This is a genomic window from Nocardioides sp. YJ-D4, assembly GCF_054031495.1.
In genome coordinates, this window is sequence record NZ_CM132932.1 from 5,505,301 (window position 1) to 5,521,788 (window position 16,488).

At 69.5% G+C, this 16,488-nt stretch carries 14 protein-coding genes; 7 read left to right on the plus strand and 7 right to left on the minus strand.

The window, feature by feature from the left end:
* Positions 1 to 774: a GNAT family N-acetyltransferase gene (locus ACW14X_RS26300; RefSeq protein ID WP_160022558.1), complete on the plus strand. Its 774-nt coding sequence runs from the start codon at positions 1 to 3 to the stop codon at positions 772 to 774.
* On the opposite strand, the gene ACW14X_RS26305 is transcribed toward ACW14X_RS26300, so the two are convergent.
* Positions 775 to 1,485: a transporter substrate-binding domain-containing protein gene (locus tag ACW14X_RS26305; protein ID WP_350840514.1), complete on the minus strand. Its 711-nt coding sequence runs from the start codon at positions 1,483 to 1,485 to the stop codon at positions 775 to 777.
* A complete protein-coding gene (locus ACW14X_RS26310; protein ID WP_350840512.1) occupies positions 1,478 to 2,428 on the minus strand; it encodes a D-2-hydroxyacid dehydrogenase family protein in 951 nt (316 codons plus the stop codon). The genes ACW14X_RS26305 and ACW14X_RS26310 overlap by 8 nt, the downstream gene beginning before the upstream one ends.
* Positions 2,429 to 2,526: 98 nt before the next feature.
* Here ACW14X_RS26310 and ACW14X_RS26315 point away from each other — a divergent pair, with 98 nt between their 5' ends.
* Entirely contained in the window at positions 2,527 to 3,159 is a 633-nt protein-coding gene (locus ACW14X_RS26315; protein WP_160022564.1) for a ClpP family protease, read from the plus strand.
* Positions 3,160 to 3,238: 79 nt separating this feature from the next.
* Positions 3,239 to 3,844: a ClpP family protease gene (locus tag ACW14X_RS26320; protein WP_160022566.1), complete on the plus strand. Its 606-nt coding sequence runs from the start codon at positions 3,239 to 3,241 to the stop codon at positions 3,842 to 3,844.
* A gap of 34 nt (positions 3,845 to 3,878) precedes the next feature.
* Here the strand turns inward: ACW14X_RS26320 and ACW14X_RS26325 are convergent, their stop codons facing one another.
* Together ACW14X_RS26325 and ACW14X_RS26330 are read right to left on the minus strand one after the other, a co-directional pair.
* Positions 3,879 to 4,199: a helix-turn-helix domain-containing protein gene (locus tag ACW14X_RS26325; RefSeq protein WP_350714745.1), complete on the minus strand. Its 321-nt coding sequence runs from the start codon at positions 4,197 to 4,199 to the stop codon at positions 3,879 to 3,881.
* A 541-nt stretch (positions 4,200 to 4,740) separates the two neighbouring features.
* Positions 4,741 to 5,007 carry a hypothetical protein gene (locus ACW14X_RS26330; RefSeq protein WP_160022570.1) on the minus strand — a complete coding sequence of 89 codons (267 nt, stop codon included), beginning with the start codon at positions 5,005 to 5,007 and terminating at the stop codon, positions 4,741 to 4,743.
* 31 nt (positions 5,008 to 5,038) lie between these two features.
* Between ACW14X_RS26330 and ACW14X_RS26335 the strand changes: the two genes are divergently transcribed.
* The gene (locus ACW14X_RS26335) at positions 5,039 to 5,515 is read left to right on the plus strand and encodes a hypothetical protein (protein WP_160022572.1); all 477 of its coding nucleotides are present in this window, start codon (positions 5,039 to 5,041) and stop codon (positions 5,513 to 5,515) included.
* On the opposite strand, the gene ACW14X_RS26340 is transcribed toward ACW14X_RS26335, so the two are convergent.
* The gene (locus tag ACW14X_RS26340; RefSeq protein WP_457163860.1) at positions 5,516 to 6,199 is read right to left on the minus strand and encodes an MBL fold metallo-hydrolase; all 684 of its coding nucleotides are present in this window, start codon (positions 6,197 to 6,199) and stop codon (positions 5,516 to 5,518) included.
* A 150-nt stretch (positions 6,200 to 6,349) separates the two neighbouring features.
* On the opposite strand from ACW14X_RS26340, the gene uvrA reads away from it, so the two are divergent.
* Both uvrA and ACW14X_RS26350 read left to right on the plus strand, forming a co-directional pair.
* Positions 6,350 to 9,319 carry an excinuclease ABC subunit UvrA gene (gene uvrA / locus ACW14X_RS26345; protein WP_457163861.1) on the plus strand — a complete coding sequence of 990 codons (2,970 nt, stop codon included), beginning with the start codon at positions 6,350 to 6,352 and terminating at the stop codon, positions 9,317 to 9,319.
* A gap of 75 nt (positions 9,320 to 9,394) precedes the next feature.
* Positions 9,395 to 9,817: a Rieske (2Fe-2S) protein gene (locus ACW14X_RS26350; RefSeq protein ID WP_160022577.1), complete on the plus strand. Its 423-nt coding sequence runs from the start codon at positions 9,395 to 9,397 to the stop codon at positions 9,815 to 9,817.
* A gap of 123 nt (positions 9,818 to 9,940) precedes the next feature.
* Here the strand turns inward: ACW14X_RS26350 and ACW14X_RS26355 are convergent, their stop codons facing one another.
* On the minus strand, positions 9,941 to 11,224 hold the full coding sequence (locus ACW14X_RS26355; protein ID WP_350840499.1) for a pyridine nucleotide-disulfide oxidoreductase: 1,284 nt from the start codon (positions 11,222 to 11,224) through the stop codon (positions 9,941 to 9,943).
* A 60-nt stretch (positions 11,225 to 11,284) separates the two neighbouring features.
* Positions 11,285 to 12,319: a LacI family DNA-binding transcriptional regulator gene (locus tag ACW14X_RS26360; protein WP_457163862.1), complete on the minus strand. Its 1,035-nt coding sequence runs from the start codon at positions 12,317 to 12,319 to the stop codon at positions 11,285 to 11,287.
* Positions 12,320 to 12,551: 232 nt separating this feature from the next.
* On the opposite strand from ACW14X_RS26360, the gene ACW14X_RS26365 reads away from it, so the two are divergent.
* Entirely contained in the window at positions 12,552 to 16,478 is a 3,927-nt protein-coding gene (locus ACW14X_RS26365; RefSeq protein WP_457163863.1) for a GH92 family glycosyl hydrolase, read from the plus strand.
* Positions 16,479 to 16,488: the final 10 nt, after the last annotated feature.

Below are 16,488 nucleotides of genomic sequence, written 5' to 3' on the forward strand. Positions count from 1 at the left end.
GTGCTGAAGGCCTATGACGAGCAGTTGCGAACCGATGCCGAGACCACCGGGGCGGTGTCGGTGACCCGACACGGGCCGCTGCGTCTCGCGACCTTCGGCGGCGGACGCGGATTCATCTCCTACCAGGATCTCGACGGGGCCGACGCAGCCGGTGTCGAGGAGCTGGTCGCCGCCGCGGTGGCGCACTTCGATGCCGACCCGGCGATCGAGGAGGTCGAGTGGAAGACCCGCGGCCACGACCACGCCCCGGGGCTGCACGACACGCTGCTGCGGCACGGCTTCGCGCCCGACGAGCCGGAGTCGATCATGGTCGGCGAGGCTGCCCTTCTGGCCGTCGACGTGCCCCTGCCGGACGGGATCGGCCTGCGTGCCATCACCAGCGAGCAGGACGTACGCGCCGCCAGCATCATGCAGGACGGCGTCTTCGGCTCACCGGCCTCGGAGGCTCGGGTCGAGAGCCAGCTGCGAGGCATCGCGGCGGGGGAGAGCGAGATGTGGGTCGCCGAGGCAGACGGCGAGATCGTCAGTGCCGGCCGGATCGACATGGTGCCGGACACGGAGTTCGCCGGCATCTGGGGCGGGGCGACGCTGGAGAAGTGGCGCGGCCGCGGCATCTACCGCGCCCTCACCGCCGCTCGCGCCCGCACCGCCATCGCGCGGGGCAAGCGCTACATCCACAGCGACTCCACCGAGTTCTCCCGGCCGATCCTGGAGCGCTCGGGGCTGGCGAAGGTCGGCACCACGACGCCCTACGTCCGGCGCAGCTCACGGTGATCAGGGAGCGACCGACGCGTCCTGCCCCGAGGTGACCAGCGACTCGGCGATCCGTCCGCTCGACTTCAGGTCCTCGACCAGCTCGTGCACGAAGCTCACGGTGGCAGGACGATGCCCGCGCGCGAGCGCCACGGCCTGGCGGATCTGCATGAACCGCGGCTCGACCAGCCGCAGACCGGGGTCGGCGTCGACATGCCGGCCGAGAGGCTGCCGGATCCCGGCGGCGACCTCGAGCCCGAGCTCGCGGAAGGCGTCGATCCCGTCGGTGCCGCGTACGACCTCGGCGTTCTCCAGCGTGCGGGTCAGGAAGAGGTCGTAGGCCGAGCCCTCCTTCACGCCGACCCGAACGCCCGGGCGGTCGACGTCGTCCGCGGTCCGGATCGGGGAGTCGGCCGCGACGGCGTAGACGCCCTCGATGAGGACGTACGGCGCGGTGAACTCGACCTCGGCGGCCCGCGCGGGCTCGACCGCGAGGAAGGCGACATCGGCGGCGCCGGTCCGCAGTGCTTCGAAGGACTTGCGGGCGGCGTCGAAGCACTGGAAGGAGACCGGTACGCCGAGCCGGCTCGCCAGCTCGCGGGCGATGTCCACGGTGACCCCGCTTGGCGCCTCGGGGGTGCCCTGGGCGAGGACCGGGTTGCCGAGGTTGATCGAGGCGCGCAGGACCCCGGTCGGTGCCAGGTCGGCGGCCAGCTGGATCGGGTCAGGCATCAGGGTCCTTCGGCAGGAGAGTACGGATCGGGTCACCGGCCAGCCAGGCGGCGATGTCCTCGACGGCGCCACCGTAGAACCGGCGGTAGTTGTCCTCGGTGACGTAGCCGAGGTGTGGCGTCGCGACCACGTTCGGGAGGTGGCGGAGCACGTCGTCGGCGGGCAGCGGCTCGATGTCGAAGACGTCCAGGCCCGCGCCGGCGATCGTGCCGGAGCCGAGGTGGGCGATGAGCGCGTCGGTGTCGACCAGCCCGGCGCGGGAGGTGTTGACCAGGTGGGCGGTCGGCTTCATCGAGGCCAGATCGGCGTCTCCGACGATGTGTCGCGTGGCCTCCGAGAGCACAAGATGGAGCGAGACGATGTCGCTGGTCTCGAACAGGGTGGCCTTGTCGACCGCGCGCACCCCGAGCGGTTCGGCGCGTTCGGCCGTGAGGTGCGGGCTCCAGGCGATCACGTCCATCCCGAACGCCTGCCCGACGGCCGCGACCCGGGCCCCGATCTTGCCGAGGCCGAGCAGGCCGAGGGTGCGGCCGTGGAGGTCGCTCCCGACGGTCCGCTGCCAGGTCTGCCCGGTCGCCTCGGTGACGATGTGGCGGGTCAGCGCGTGGATCAGTGCCCAGGTCAGCTCGACCGGCGGATGCGGGCTCGACGGCGTGCCGCACACGGTGATCCCCAGCCGGGCCGCCGCGGCGAGATCGATCGAGGCGTTGCGCATCCCGGTCGTGACCAGCAGCTTCAGGTCGGGCAGCTGTTCCAGCACGGCGGCCGGGAACGGCGTACGCTCCCGCATCGCCACCACGATCTCGGCACCGTCGAGCGCCCGGACCAGGGCGTCAGGCCCGAGGTGCTCGGTCAGCGACGTCACCTCTACCCCGTCGAGAGAGTCCCAGGCGGCGTACGTCCTCGCCACGTCCTGATAGTCGTCGAGAATCACGCAGCGCACGACCGCAACCTATCGGGTCGCTGGTGTTCTGCTGTGGGCAGATCTGCCTGCGGCAGATTCGCTGGTACGCGGCCGGGGAGTCGGTCAGAGTCGATGACATGACTCAGACACCAGTGGCGGCCGGGCCGCTCGACGAGCAGCTCACGGCACGACTGCAGAACCAGAGGATCATCGTGCTCGGCCAGGAGGTGGACGACGCGATCGCGAACCGGATCTGCGCGCAGCTGCTCCTGCTCAGCGCCGAGGATCCGCACCGCGACATCTCCCTCTACATCAACTCGCCAGGGGGCTCGGTGACGGCCGGGATGGCGATCTACGACGTGATGCACCTGATCCCCAACGACGTCTCCACGCTGGGGATGGGGATGGCGGCCAGCATGGGGCAGTTCCTGCTCACCGCCGGCACCCCGGGCAAACGCTACGTCCTGCCGCACACCGAGGTGCTGCTGCACAAGGGGTCGGCGGGGATCGGCGGCTCGGCGGCCGACATCGAGGTGCAGGCCGCGCGGCTGGCGCGGATGACCGAGCAGATGCTCCGGATCACCGCCGAGCACACCGGTCAGAGCGTCGAGCAGATCGACCAGGACTCGCTGCGCGACCGGTGGTTCACCGCCGAGGAGGCGCGCGAGTACGGGTTCGTGGACGAGGTGCTCAACGACGTGCAGTCGGTGACGCCGGTACAGCAGCGCAGCGCCGCCTTCGGTCTCTCCGCGGCCGGGGGTGCCCGATGAGCGAGCGTCAGCGAGCGAACATTGGATCTTTCATCGGGCCGTGTCCGTATTCTGGCGCTTGCGCTACGGAGGTGGCCCGATGAGCTCGTACACGATTCCTTCCGTCATCGAGAAGACCCCACGTGGCGAGCGGGCGCTCGATGTCTACAGTCGCCTGCTCTCGGACCGGATCGTCTACCTCGGTACGCCGATCGACGACGGGGTCGCCAACGTGGTCATCGCGCAGCTGATCCACCTGGAGTCGGACGCGCCCGACAGGCAGATCGAGCTCTATCTCAACTCTCCCGGCGGTGATCCCACCGCGATGCTGGGCATCTACGACACGATGCAGTTCCTGCGCTCGCCGGTGGCGACCACCTGCGTGGGTCAGGCGGCGGGCTCGGCGGCCGTGCTGCTGGCCGCGGGGGAGCCGGGGCGGCGTACGATCCTCCCGCACGCGCGGGTCGTGCTGCAGCAGCCGGGCCAGGACGGTCAGCGGGGCGATGTCACCGACCTGCAGGTCGCGGCGAAGGAGATCGGCCGGGTGCGGGCCGAGATGGACGCGCTGCTGGCGCGCCACACCGGCCACGACACCGACCAGATCCACGCCGACACCGAGCGCGACCTCGTCCTCGGCGCGACAGAAGCGGTGACGTACGGCTTGGTGGACGCAGTGCTGGAGAGCCGCAAGCTCGCTTCGGTGTGACCTGGGTCGACCTGGGTCTACCTGGCCAGCCCGCTCAAGCGGCGAGAGCCATCGGGCCGGACGGGCGGGCGCCCGCGCGCAACGTGCGGGTGACCCGCTCGGTGAGGTCGACGAGGCCGAGGCCCAGGGCGCCCCCGACCGCCTCGAGCACCTCGGAACTCGGCTCCTTGCGGCCGCGCTCGATCTCGGAGAGATACTGCGTCGAGACACCGGCATCGCCGGCGACGTCGGCGAGGGTGCGCTCCTGGCGGGACCGCTCCTCGCGGATCACCTGGCCGGCGGCCTCACGCCACAGCGGCGCCGGTTTGTCGTGGTCCGGCAGCGGATGGCCGGGAAACCTGATCACTTCGCCCATGGCAACACACTAGCGCTGCACACGAGGGTCGAACGGGGCGTTCGCGCCGGGCGAACAGACCTCCTACCAGGGGTTATATCGGTCGAACGATAGATGACAAGGACTTGCCAGCGAGGCCCGACACCCCGATAGTGGTCGCACAGTTTCGATCTTTGTAGGTCTACTGTGCACGACCAGAGAACTTGTCGAGTCGTTGGTATCACGGGGGAATCGTGTTGCATCGCAAGCAGATCGCCTTGGCTGGAATGGCAACGGGGCTGGCCATGACGAGCATCGGGATTGGTGGCCTGATCGTCGGCAACGCCGGAGCTGAAGAGCCAGGTCATCACTACGCCACGGACGAGTCCGGGGTCAGCCTGATCTCACCGGTGGCACCGCTGGAGAAGTCGAAGTCGTCCTCGACGCCGTCGCAGGCTGGTCCTCCCAGCCAGATGGGTCCCGGGAGCGAGGTTCCCGAGGTGGCTGAGCCGGTCCCGGCGAGCCCGCGGTCGGTTGAAGAGTCGGCAGACGGCTACATGCCGCCGCTCCCGGCGCGACCCACTCAGGTGCCGTCGGAGCCGAGGCCGACGGGCAGGCCGACCGAGTCACCGAGCGAGCCCAGCGAGTCGCCGAGCGAGAGCCCCAGCGACCCCAGCGAGTCGCCGAGCGACCCCAGCGAGTCGCCGAGCGAGCCGACCGAGTCGCCGAGCGAGCCCAGCGAGTCGCCGAGCGAGACCCCCAGCGAGTGACCCGGGCTCCCGGGGAGCGGTGCCGCGATGCCCCCGGGTGGGTAACGCTCGAGGCATCGCTGCCCTACGCTGTGCGCCACACCATGCGCGGGGCGGGTACAGGGAGTCGAGTTGCAGAGCAAGCAGGTCGCCGTGGCAGGCATCCTGACCGGCGGGGTCATCACCGGTCTCGGGGTGGTCGTCCTGATCGCCGGCTTGGCGCAGGCTGAGCGACCCGATCGTGACCCGGTCACGGGTTACGAGGACGTCGGGAACGTCTATCCCGACGTGGATCCGCTGCCGCCGCCCGGATCGAAGCCGTCGGAGGAGCCCTCCGACGGTTATTCGGCGCGTCCGCACGGCGCGGCGGACGATCGTGACGATTCGACGTACGAACCGGGGGAGACCGACCCCTCCACGGTCGGCGACCCGGACCGGCCGACGGCGTCGCGTGAGCCGGAGGAGCCCGCCGAGACCAGCGGCTCGACTCCCACCTCCAGGCCCACGCTCACGACGGAACCGGAGCCGACCGCCGAGCCGACCGAGTCGGCCGAGCCGACCACGGATCCGACGCCGACGGAGACCGCGACCCCGACTACGGAGCCGTAGTCACCATCCCCGTTCGCGCCACTCGGCCAGATGGGGACGCTCGGCGCCGAGCGTGGAGTCGTCGCCGTGGCCGGGATAGAACCAGGTCTCGTCGGGGAGGGTGCCGAAGACGCGCTCCTCGACATCGTCGAGCAGCTGGGTGAAACGTACGGGATCCTGCTGCGTGTTTCCGACGCCGCCCGGGAAGAGGCTGTCGCCGGTCCACAGGTGGGGCGTGCCCTCGGGGTCGCGGTAGACGAGAGCGACCGACCCGGGCGTGTGCCCACGCAGCGCGATGACCTCGAGGGTGCAGTCGCCGACGGCGACCGTGTCTCCGTGGGAGAGCGGGCGAGAGATGGGTACGCCGGTGGCCTCGGTGATCGCGGCGGCATCGGGCTCGCCGGCGAGCGTGGCGGCGCCGGTTGCGGCGGTCACGTCGGCCAGGGCTCGGTGGTGGTCCCAGTGCTGGTGCGTCGTGACCACGGTGGCCAGCTCGCCGCCGATGAGGGGGAGCAGGGTCTCCGGCTCGGCAGCGGCGTCGACGAGAAGCTGCTCGCCGGTGGTTCGGCAGCGCAGCAGATAGCAGTTGTTGGACATCTGCGCGTCGACGGCGACCTTCGTGACGGTCAGCCGGCCGAGCTCGCGTACGTCGGCCGGGCCGCCCGGTTTCACCGCGCCTGTATAAGTGGTAGGGGCATCGCTCATACGCCTATGCAAGCACGTCGGACACGACCAGAAGTAAAATGTCGGTGCTCCGTGAGAGGGTGCCGTCTGGGAGTCTTCCCAGCGTCGTATGATGCGAACATCTGTTCGACGCAGTAGCGCGATGCGATAAGCACTGGACGAGGAAAGAACGTGGCGGAGCAGCAGCTGATCATCCGGGGAGCCCGGGAGCACAACCTCAAGGATGTCTCCCTCGACCTGCCTCGGGACTCGATGATCGTGTTCACCGGCCTGTCCGGAAGCGGGAAGTCGAGCCTCGCGTTCGACACCATCTTCGCGGAGGGTCAGCGTCGCTATGTCGAGTCGCTGTCGGCGTACGCTCGACAGTTCCTCGGACAGATGGACAAGCCCGACGTCGACTTCATCGAGGGGCTCTCCCCGGCGGTGTCGATCGACCAGAAGTCGACCTCGAAGAACCCGCGCTCGACGGTCGGTACCATCACCGAGGTCTACGACTACCTGCGTCTGCTCTACGCGCGCGCGGGCCGTCCGCACTGCCCGACCTGTGGTGCGCCGATCGAGCGGCAGACGCCGCAGCAGATCGTCGACCACGTGCTCACGCTCGAGGAGGGGCGCCGCTTCCAGGTGCTGAGCCCGGTGATCCGGGCCCGCAAGGGGGAGTACGTCGAGCTCTTCAGCCAGCTGCAGCAGCAGGGCTACTCCCGGGTGCGGGTCGACGGCGAGACCCACCAGCTCGACGCGCCGCCCAAGCTGGAGAAGCAGAAGAAGCACACCATCGAGGTGGTCATCGACCGGCTCGCGGTCAAGGAGTCCTCCAAGCGGCGGCTGACCGACTCGGTCGAGACCGCGCTGGAGCTGGCCGGCGGTCTGGTCGTCTTCGACTTCGTCGACACCGGCGAGCAGATGAAGTTCTCCGAGCGGATGTCGTGTCCCAACGACCACCTGCTCGACACCGACGAGCTCGAGCCGCGGTCGTTCTCGTTCAACTCGCCCTTCGGCGCCTGCTCGGCCTGCACCGGCCTCGGCACGCGGATGGAGGTCGACCCCGAGCTGGTCGTCCCCAACCCGGCAGCCACCCTTGCCGAAGGCGCGCTGCAGCCCTGGTCCCAGGCCCACGTCGCCGAATACTTCCTGCGCCTCCTGGAGGCTCTCGGCGGTGAGCTCGGCTTCGACCTGGACACCCCCTGGGACGACATCCCGGCCGCCGGCCAGAAGGCGATCCTCGACGGTCACGGACGCAAGGTGCACGTGGTCTCGGTCAACCGCTACGGCCGCCGCCGTTCCTACGACGCCGAGTTCGAGGGCGTACGCCGCTGGGTGGAGCGCCGCCACAAGGAGGCCGAGTCCGACACCACCCGGGAGCGCTTCGAGGGCTACATGCGCCAGGTGCCGTGCCCGACCTGCAAGGGCACCCGGCTCAAGCCCGTCTCGACCTCGGTGACGCTGGGGGAGCGGAGCGAGGGCGGGCTCAACATCGCCGAGCTGTGCGCGCTGCCGATCAACGAGGCCGCGGAGTGGCTCGACCAGGTCGAGCTCAGCGGCCGGGAGCGGCAGATCGCCGAGCAGGTCCTCAAGGAGATCCAGGCGCGGCTGCGCTTCCTCCTCGACGTCGGCCTCGACTATCTCTCCCTGGAGCGGCCCTCGGGATCGCTCTCCGGCGGTGAGGCCCAGCGGATCCGGCTGGCGACCCAGATCGGGTCCGGCCTGGTCGGCGTCCTCTACGTGCTCGACGAGCCCTCCATCGGCCTCCACCAGCGCGACAACCACCGGCTGATCGAGACCCTCGAGCGGCTCAAGCGGCTCGGCAACACCCTGATCGTCGTCGAGCACGACGAGGACACCATCAAGGTCGCCGACTGGGTCGTCGACATCGGCCCCGGCGCCGGTGAGCACGGCGGCCAGGTGATCCACTCCGGCACGGTCAAGGAGCTGCTCGCCAACGAGCAGTCGGTGACCGGTCAGTACCTGGCGGGCCGCCGCGAGATCGCCGTCCCGGCCGTACGCCGCCCCCGCACCGCCGGGCGCGAGCTGACCGTCCACGGTGCCAAGGAAAACAACCTCAAGGACATCGACGTCACCTTCCCGCTGGGGCTCTTCCTCGCGGTCACCGGCGTCTCCGGCTCGGGCAAGTCGACGCTCGTCAACGACATCCTCTACACCGCCCTGGCCAAGGAGTTCTACCGCGCCCGCACCGTTCCGGGCCGGCACACCAAGATCTCCGGCCTGGACAACGTCGACAAGGTGATCCACGTCGACCAGTCCCCGATCGGGCGTACGCCGCGGTCCAACCCGGCCACCTACACCGGCGTCTTCGACCACATCCGCAAGCTCTTCGCCTCCACCCCGGAGGCCAAGATGCGGGGCTACCTGCAGGGCCGGTTCTCGTTCAACGTCAAGGGCGGCCGCTGCGAGGCCTGCTCGGGTGACGGCACGATCAAGATCGAGATGAACTTCCTGCCCGACGTCTACGTCCCGTGCGAGGTCTGCCACGGCGCGCGCTACAACCGCGAGACGCTCGAGGTCCACTACAAGGGCAAGTCGATCGCCGAGGTGCTCGACATGCCGATCGAGGAGGCGGTGGAGTTCTTCGCCGCCGTGCCCGCGATCGCGCGCCACATGAAGACCCTGGTCGAGGTCGGCCTGGGCTACGTGCGGCTGGGACAGCCCGCGACCACCCTGTCGGGCGGTGAGGCCCAGCGGGTCAAGCTCTCCGCCGAGCTGCAGAAGCGCTCGACCGGTAAGACCCTCTACGTCCTCGACGAGCCGACCACCGGCCTCCACTTCGAGGACATCCGCAAGCTCATCGGTGTCCTCTCCTCGCTGGTCGACAAGGGCAACACGGTGCTGGTGATCGAGCACAACCTCGACGTGATCAAGACCGCCGACTGGATCATCGACATGGGTCCGGAGGGCGGCAACCGTGGCGGCACGGTGATCGCCGAGGGCACGCCCGAGACCGTCGCCGCGACCCCTGGCAGCCACACCGGCGGCTTCCTCGCCCCGCTGCTCGACGGCAAGGCCGCCGAGCAGCCGCCGGACAAGCCGGTGAAGGCGAAGGCGGAGCCGGCCAAGAAGACGGCGGCCAAGAAGGCACCTGCCAAGAAGACACCAGCGGCGCGGAAGAAGGTCAGCGCGTCCTGACCCGAGATCGAGATTTGCCAGAAGGTTTGCGCTCGGCGGGGGACGTTGGTCGCGAGCGCGCCTATTCTGGGCGGCATGAGTGAATCTCGAATCACCCGGCGGAAGGTCGTCACCGGCACCGCGATGACCGCGGTCGGCGTCCCTCTCCTGGCAGCATGCGGCAGCGGTGACGGCGACACCGGCTCCTCGGGTGACGGCGGGTCAGGTGGCAGTGGCCCGCTGGTCGCGACCAGCGAGGTCCCGGTCGGCGGGGGAGTGATCGTCGCCGACCGCAATTTGGTGGCCACCCAGCCGACCGAGGGCACGTTCAAGGTCTTCTCCGCGATCTGCACCCACCGGAGCTGCCCGGTCACGAAGGTCGCCGGCGGCACCATCGACTGCCCGTGTCACGGCAGCCGGTTCTCGATCGAGGACGGCTCGGTGACGCAGGGCCCGGCGACGAGCGCGCTGGAAGAGGTCGCCTTCGAGGTCACCGACGGCGAGATCGTTCCCAGCTGAGCCACCCCCGCCGAATCCTCACCTGTGGGGAGCGAATCTGTAGTTGTGGCCCACCGAGTGGTGAGTTGTGGGTGACGATTGTCGACCTTCGTCACCCACAACTGAGGATTCGGCGGGGCCGAATCAGGCGCGTGCGAGCGCCTGTGCCCGCCACAGCTCGTCGCGCGGAGAGCGGCGGCGGTCGAGACGGGCATCGAGCAGTACCCGGGCCTCGTCCCAGCGGTCGGCGCGGAGCAGGGCGGCGATGCGGGCCTCTTCGATGATCTCCCGCTGCGCGTCGGAGCCGCCGAGACGGCGGATCGACGGCGCGAGCACGGCGAGCCGGTCGGCGGCAGCCGAGTTCTCGTCGCGGGCCATCATCCCCAGCGCCTCGGCGAGCGGTGAGACGACGGTGGCCATGGTCGGATGTACGTGCCCGGCGGCCCACGACCTCAGCTCGTCCAGCGCACCTGCGTCACCGGTGGCGAGGTGCGTGACCGCGGTGTGCATCGCCAGGAACGGGGTGGCGGGCCGGATCATGGTCTCGCGGCCGGTGACGCGTACGACCTCGGCGATGTCGGGCACGTCGTGAGCACCCGGCGTGAGCGCCCACCGGAAGAGCAACGAGCCGGAGTCGACCAGCGCCCGGCAGCCCAGCGCATGGCCGGGCTGGAGCTGGGTCTCGTAGCGGCGGCGTACGGCTTCCAGGTCGCCCAGCGAGAGCTCGTGCAGCGCGGCGTGCCAGGAGAAGTGGGAGAGCGAGTCGATCTGTGCGCCGTCGCCGAGCACCCACGAGGACATCCAGGTGAGACCGGCCTCGTGGTCGCCGGTCTCGTAGTGGGCGTGTGCGCGGGCATGGGCGGAGTGGCCGGCACCGGGCTCCACCGCCAGCGAGGCACAGGAGAGCGACATCGCGTCGTCGAAGCGGCGCTGCTCCTGGCGTACGAAAGCGAGCAGGCCGGCGAACCACCAGTCGTCACCGTAGGCGGGCCTGGCGCGTTCGACGATCGCCCACGCCTCCTCGGGCACCTCGGTGGCCCCGGCGAAGGCGATGGTCGGCACCGCGGTCGAGAGCAGCAGCGCGTCTCGCGGGAAAGCCGCCAGGTGGTCGATCAGCGGCCGCGGGTTGCCGCCGATGTGGGCCTCGACCGCGTGTACGTGGCTGCGCTCGCGTTCGGTCGCCCGCCGGGCGTGCAGCCGAGCCTGCTTCAGGCGGGCGCCGACGTCGACGGGCGCGCACATCTCGTGGCCGAGCAGTGCCAGCGCGGCGTGTCCGAGCGCGAATGTCGGGTCGAGGACGATCGAGGCCGCGAAGGAGGCGAGGGCGCCGTCCCGTAGACGAAGCACGTCGAGCAGCCCCTGGGAGTAGGCCAGGGCAGCTTCGTCACTGGTGGTCAGCGCGTATCCGTAGCGGTCACGACAAGGCACATAACCATACTAGACCACTAGACTTTAAAACCCAGGCCGGCGCGGCAGATTTCCCCAGACTCAGGGAGCCGGGAGCTCGCCGGAGCCCCGGGGGATCAGCCGGGCGCCGATGGTGACCGTCTGGGGTGGGCCATCGGTGTCGCCGGCGATGCGCTGGAAGAGGAGTCGCGCGGCGGCCGCGCCCATCGCCCCGGGATCCTGGGCGACGACGGTGAGTCCCGGCTGGAGGAGATCACCGAGCTCGACGTCGTCGAACCCGACCAGGGCCAGTCGCGTGGAGCGCCGGGCGAGCTCTCGGAGCACGCTCACGGTGGTGCGGCTGTTGCCGCACAACAGCGCCGTCGCCGGTGACGGTCCGTCGAGCAGCCGGTCCAGCGCGTCGGCGGTCGACGCGGGCGACGGCGGCGCCTGCGTGACGAGATCCTCGGAGAAGGGGATCCCGGCGGCCTCGAGCGCCTCGCGGTAGCCGCGCAGGCGCTCGCCCGCGGTGTAGATCTCCGGCGCGTCGCCGATGAAGCCGATGCGGCGATGTCCGTGGGAGAGCAGATGCTCCACGCCGCGCCGGCTGCCACCGCGGTTGTCGGTGAGGATCATGTCGGCCTCGATGTCCCCGGGCGGCCGGTCGACGAACACCACCGGGATGCCCGCCCGCATCTCGGGGAGGAGGTAGGAGTGGCTGGTGCCGGCCGGCACGACGATCAGCCCGTCGACGCGCCGCTCGCAGAACGCGAGAGCGAGCTCGCGCTCCCTGTCAGCGTCCTCGGCCGAGGATCCGGCGAAGACCATCGTCCCGTGCTCCCGGGCGACCTCCTCGACCGCGCGGGACAGGATCGAGTAGAACGGGTCGGCTACGTCCTCGAGCAGCAGCCCGACAGTGCCCGACCGTCCTTGCCGGAGATCGCGTGCGCTGGCATTGCGCCGGAAGCCGAGCGCCGCGATCGACTCGAGCACCGCCGCGCGTAGGTCGTCGTTGACGTTCGACTCGCCGTTGACGACCCGCGAGACGGTCTTCAGGCTCACTCCGGCCGACGCCGCGACGTCCTTCATGGTCGGGCGGCGCTGCTGACGGGTCTGCTCGGACGAGGGTGATGCCACGTGCTCAGCGTAGACGTCGATCCGAGCGCGACAACGATGTCTCGATTCTTCCCGTGTGTCGGCACAAATCGGGAGGGATCCACAGAAGGCACGCGTAAATCCTTCCGAAACGTCGTTGACAACGTTGTCATCTCACGGTTCCATCTGGGATGGCCCCCATGTGAAGGAGATCACACCGATGCATCGTTGGGACGTACCACGCAGAACGAGAGGCCGGGCCCGCCTGGCCGCGATGATCGCCGCGACGGCGGCGCTGATGGCCGCGATGAGCGGCACCGCACCAGCGCTCGCGACGCCGGAGGCACCTGAGCCCTCGGCCCCGAGGAGCAACACCGCCGATCCCCAGCAGGCCGCCGAGGGCGGCGACTGGGCGACCTCCTTCGAGGAGGGCGGCCCGCAGCCCAGCTGGGCCGACCTCGTCGACACCGATGACGACGGCAACCCGCGCACCGCGGGCGTCACCGGACCCGACCCCTTCGGCATCCCCGGCGACATCTCCGAGCACATCACCGGCGTCACCGCCAGTGGAGAGAACTCCGGCTCGGGCGAGGGGGCCGCCGAGCTCGTCGACGGCGACATCAACACCAAGTGGCTCACCTTCGCGACCACCGGCTGGGTGCAGATCGAGCTCGACCAGCCCGTCAACGTCGTCAGGTACGCCCTCACCTCGGCCAACGACGCCGCCGAACGTGACCCCAAGAACTGGGTGATCCAGGGATCCACCGACGGCAAGACCTGGACGACGGTCGACACCCGGACCGGCCAGTCCTGGGACGAGCGCTTCCAGACCCGTGAGTTCGAGATCGCCTCACCGCAGGCGTACTCCCACTACCGCATCGACATCTCCGCCAACCAGAGCGGCGGCATCATCCAGCTCGCCGAGTGGCAGCTCTCCGACGGCTCCGAGCCCCCGCCGCCGCTGAAGAACATGACCAGCCACCCCGACGACGGTCCGGCCTCGGCGTACGCCGCGAAGTCGAAGGTCGGCTTCACCGGCGTGCACGCCTTCGAGTACGCCGGCAAGATCACCGCCGACAAGGGCCACTCCTACAACCGCGTCTTCGACGTCGATATCCCGGTCGGCGACGAGACCGAGCTGTCCTACCTGGTCTTCCCGGAGTTCATCGAGGGCGACCTGAGCTACCCGAGCACCTACACGGCGGTCGACCTGGCCTTCACCGACGGCACCCTGCTCTCGGAGCTCGGCGCGCTCGACGAGCAGGGCTACGTACTGTCCCCGCAGGGCCAGGGCGAGTCGAAGTCGCTCTACACCAACCAGTGGAACAAGAAGACCTCCGTCATCGGCGAGGTCGCCGCGGGCAGGACGATCGACCGGATCCTGGTCGCCGTCGACGCCCCGAGCGGCCCGACGAAGTTCCGCGGCTGGTACGACGACATCGAGATCACCGCGTCCCCGGAGGAGCCGGAGGGGACCAGCCGCGTCGACTACGCCGTCACCACGCGTGGCACCCAGTCCAGCGGCAGCTTCTCGCGGGGCAACAACATCCCCGCGACCGCGGTCCCGCACGGCTTCAACTTCTGGGCGCCGATGACCAACGCCGGCTCGTTGTCCTGGTTCTACCGCTACCACCAGGACAACGACGCTCAGAACCGGACCAGCCTGCAGGCGCTGACGCTGAGCCATGAGACCAGCCCGTGGATGGGTGACCGGCAGACCTTCCAGGTGATGCCGTCGGCCGCCGAGGGCATCCCCGACCCGGGCCGCAACGCGCGTGAGCTCACCTTCGAGCACGAGAACGAGACCGCCCGTCCTCACTACTACAAGGTCGGCTTCGACAACGGGCAGAGCGCCGAGATCGCACCGACCGACCACGCGGCCGTCTTCCGGTTCACCTACCCCGGCGACTCCGCGCGGCTGGTGTTCGACAACGTCAACAACGACGGCGGGCTCACCCTCGACCCAGTGGCCGGGACGCTGACCGGCTTCACCGACACCCGCAGCGGCCTGTCCAACGGCGCGACCCGGATGTACGTCTACGCGACCTTCGACCAGCCGGTCACCGGCGGCGGCAAGTACGCCACCGGCGAGCGCCCGAACGTACAGGGCCATCTCGCGTTCGACGCCGGCGCGGACCGGACCGTGACGATGCGCATCGCCACGAGCCTGATCGGCATCGACCAGGCCAAGCGCAACCTCGAGCTCGAGGTCGGCGACGACTCCTTCGACACGGTCAAGGAGAAGGCGAAGGCGCTGTGGCAGGACAAGCTCGACGTGCTCGACATCCAGGGTGCGACCGAGGACCAGAAGACGACCGTCTACTCCAACCTCGCCCGGCTCTTCCTCTACCCGAACTCGGGGCACGAGAACACCGGCACCGAGGACGAGCCGGTCTGGAAGCACGCCGTGCAGTCCACCTCCGGCGACACCAACCCGCCGGGCACGACGCCCACCCACACCGGGGCCGAGATCAAGGACGGCAAGGTCTATGTGAACAACGGTTTCTGGGACACCTACCGCACCACCTGGGCGGCATACTCGCTCCTGGAGCCGAGCCAGGCGGCGGAGATGGTCAACGGCTTCGTGCAGCAGTACAAGGACAACGGCTGGATCTCGCGCTGGTCCTCGCCGGGCTACGCCAACCTGATGACCGGCACCAGCTCGGACGTCTCCTTCGCCGACGCGTACGTCAAGGGAGTGGAGGGGATCGACGCCGAGGCCGCCTACGCGGCCGCCGTGAAGAACGCCACCGTCCGGCCGCCGGGCTCCGCGACCAACTCCAACGTCGGCCGCAAGGGCATGCAGACCTCGGTGTTCCTCGGCTACACACCTGCGGCCGTGAGCGAGGGCGTCTCCTGGGGGCTCGAGGGCTACATCAACGACTACGGCATCGGGAACATGGCCGCGAAGCTCGCCGAGCGTGACGGGATCTCCTCGGCCGAGCGGAAGCGGCTGCGGGAGGAGTCGGAGTACTTCCTCGGTCGGGCGCGCAACTACGTCAACACCTTCGACACCAAGGTGGGCTTCTTCCAGGGCCGCAACGCCGACGGCACCTTCAAGAAGTCGCCGGCCGACTACAACCCGCTGATCTGGGGGAGCGACCACGACTACACCGAGACCAACGGGTGGAACTTCGCGTTCCACACCCCGCAGGACGGTCAGGGCCTGGCCAACCTCTACGGCGGTCGCGGCGGGCTCGCGAAGAAGCTGGACACCTTCTTCGCGACCCCGGAGACGGGGGAGTACCCGGGCTCCTACGGCGGCATCATCCACGAGATCCGTGAGGCCCGCGACGTACGCATGGGGCAGTGGGGCTTCTCCAATCAGGTCAGCCACCACATCCCGTGGATGTACAGCTACACCGGGCAGCCCTGGAAGACGCAGGAGATCGTCCGTGAGACCCTGCGCCGGATGTACACCGGCTCCGAGATCGGGCAGGGCTACGCCGGCGACGAGGACAACGGGGAGACCTCGGCGTGGTACCTCTTCGCCGCCCTCGGTCTCTACCCGCTCCAGATGGGCAGCGAGAACCTCGTGCTCGGCTCGCCGCAGTTCACCAAGGCCACCCTCCACCTCGAGGGCGGCAAGGACCTGGTGATCAAGGCACCGAAGAACAGCAACGAGAACATCTACGTCCAGGGCGTCACGATCGACGGCAAGACCTGGGACAAGACGTACGTCTCCCACCAGGAGCTCGCCGACGGCGGCACCATCGAGTTCGACATGGGCTCGAAGCCGTCGCGCTGGGGCACCTCGCCCAGCGCCGTCCCGCCCTCGCTGACCACAGGCTCGGAGCCGGCCACGCCGATCGCCGACAGGTCCGGTGCGGGCAAGGGCACGGTCTCGGCCAGCGGCAGCGATGGCGAGAGACTGGTGGACAACGACTCCGGGACGCAGACGACCGTGGCGGGAGACGGCTGGGTCGAGTACCGGTTCTCTGGGACCAGGGTGCCGGTCTCCTTCTACACCCTCACCAACGGCGCCGACGGCCGCTCGCCGAGTGGCTGGGTCGTCAAGGGCTCGAACGACGGCACCGACTGGAAGGTGCTCGACCGGCGCTCGGGTGAGAAGTTCGCCTGGCAGCAGGCCACCCGGCCGTTCAAGCTCGAGTCGGAGTCGAGGTTCAACCGGATCCGGATCGAGTTCACCGGGACGTCCGGCGAGCCGATCACGCTCTCGGAGGTGGAGCTGCTGGGCTAGCCGACCCGGG

What these genes read in the sequence shown, in the direction of transcription:
- ACW14X_RS26305 (WP_350840514.1), bottom strand. Translation starts at nt 1,485, where the DNA reads ATGCCTGACCCGATCCAGCTGGCCGCCGACCTGGCACCGACCGGGGTC.
- ACW14X_RS26320 (WP_160022566.1), top strand. Translation starts at nt 3,239, where the DNA reads ATGAGCTCGTACACGATTCCTTCCGTCATCGAGAAGACCCCACGTGGC.
- ACW14X_RS26340 (WP_457163860.1), bottom strand. Translation starts at nt 6,199, where the DNA reads ATGAGCGATGCCCCTACCACTTATACAGGCGCGGTGAAACCGGGCGGC.
- ACW14X_RS26365 (WP_457163863.1), top strand. Translation starts at nt 12,552, where the DNA reads ATGATCGCCGCGACGGCGGCGCTGATGGCCGCGATGAGCGGCACCGCA.
- ACW14X_RS26350 (WP_160022577.1), top strand. Translation starts at nt 9,395, where the DNA reads ATGAGTGAATCTCGAATCACCCGGCGGAAGGTCGTCACCGGCACCGCG.
- ACW14X_RS26315 (WP_160022564.1), top strand. Translation starts at nt 2,527, where the DNA reads ATGACTCAGACACCAGTGGCGGCCGGGCCGCTCGACGAGCAGCTCACG.
- ACW14X_RS26325 (WP_350714745.1), bottom strand. Translation starts at nt 4,199, where the DNA reads ATGGGCGAAGTGATCAGGTTTCCCGGCCATCCGCTGCCGGACCACGAC.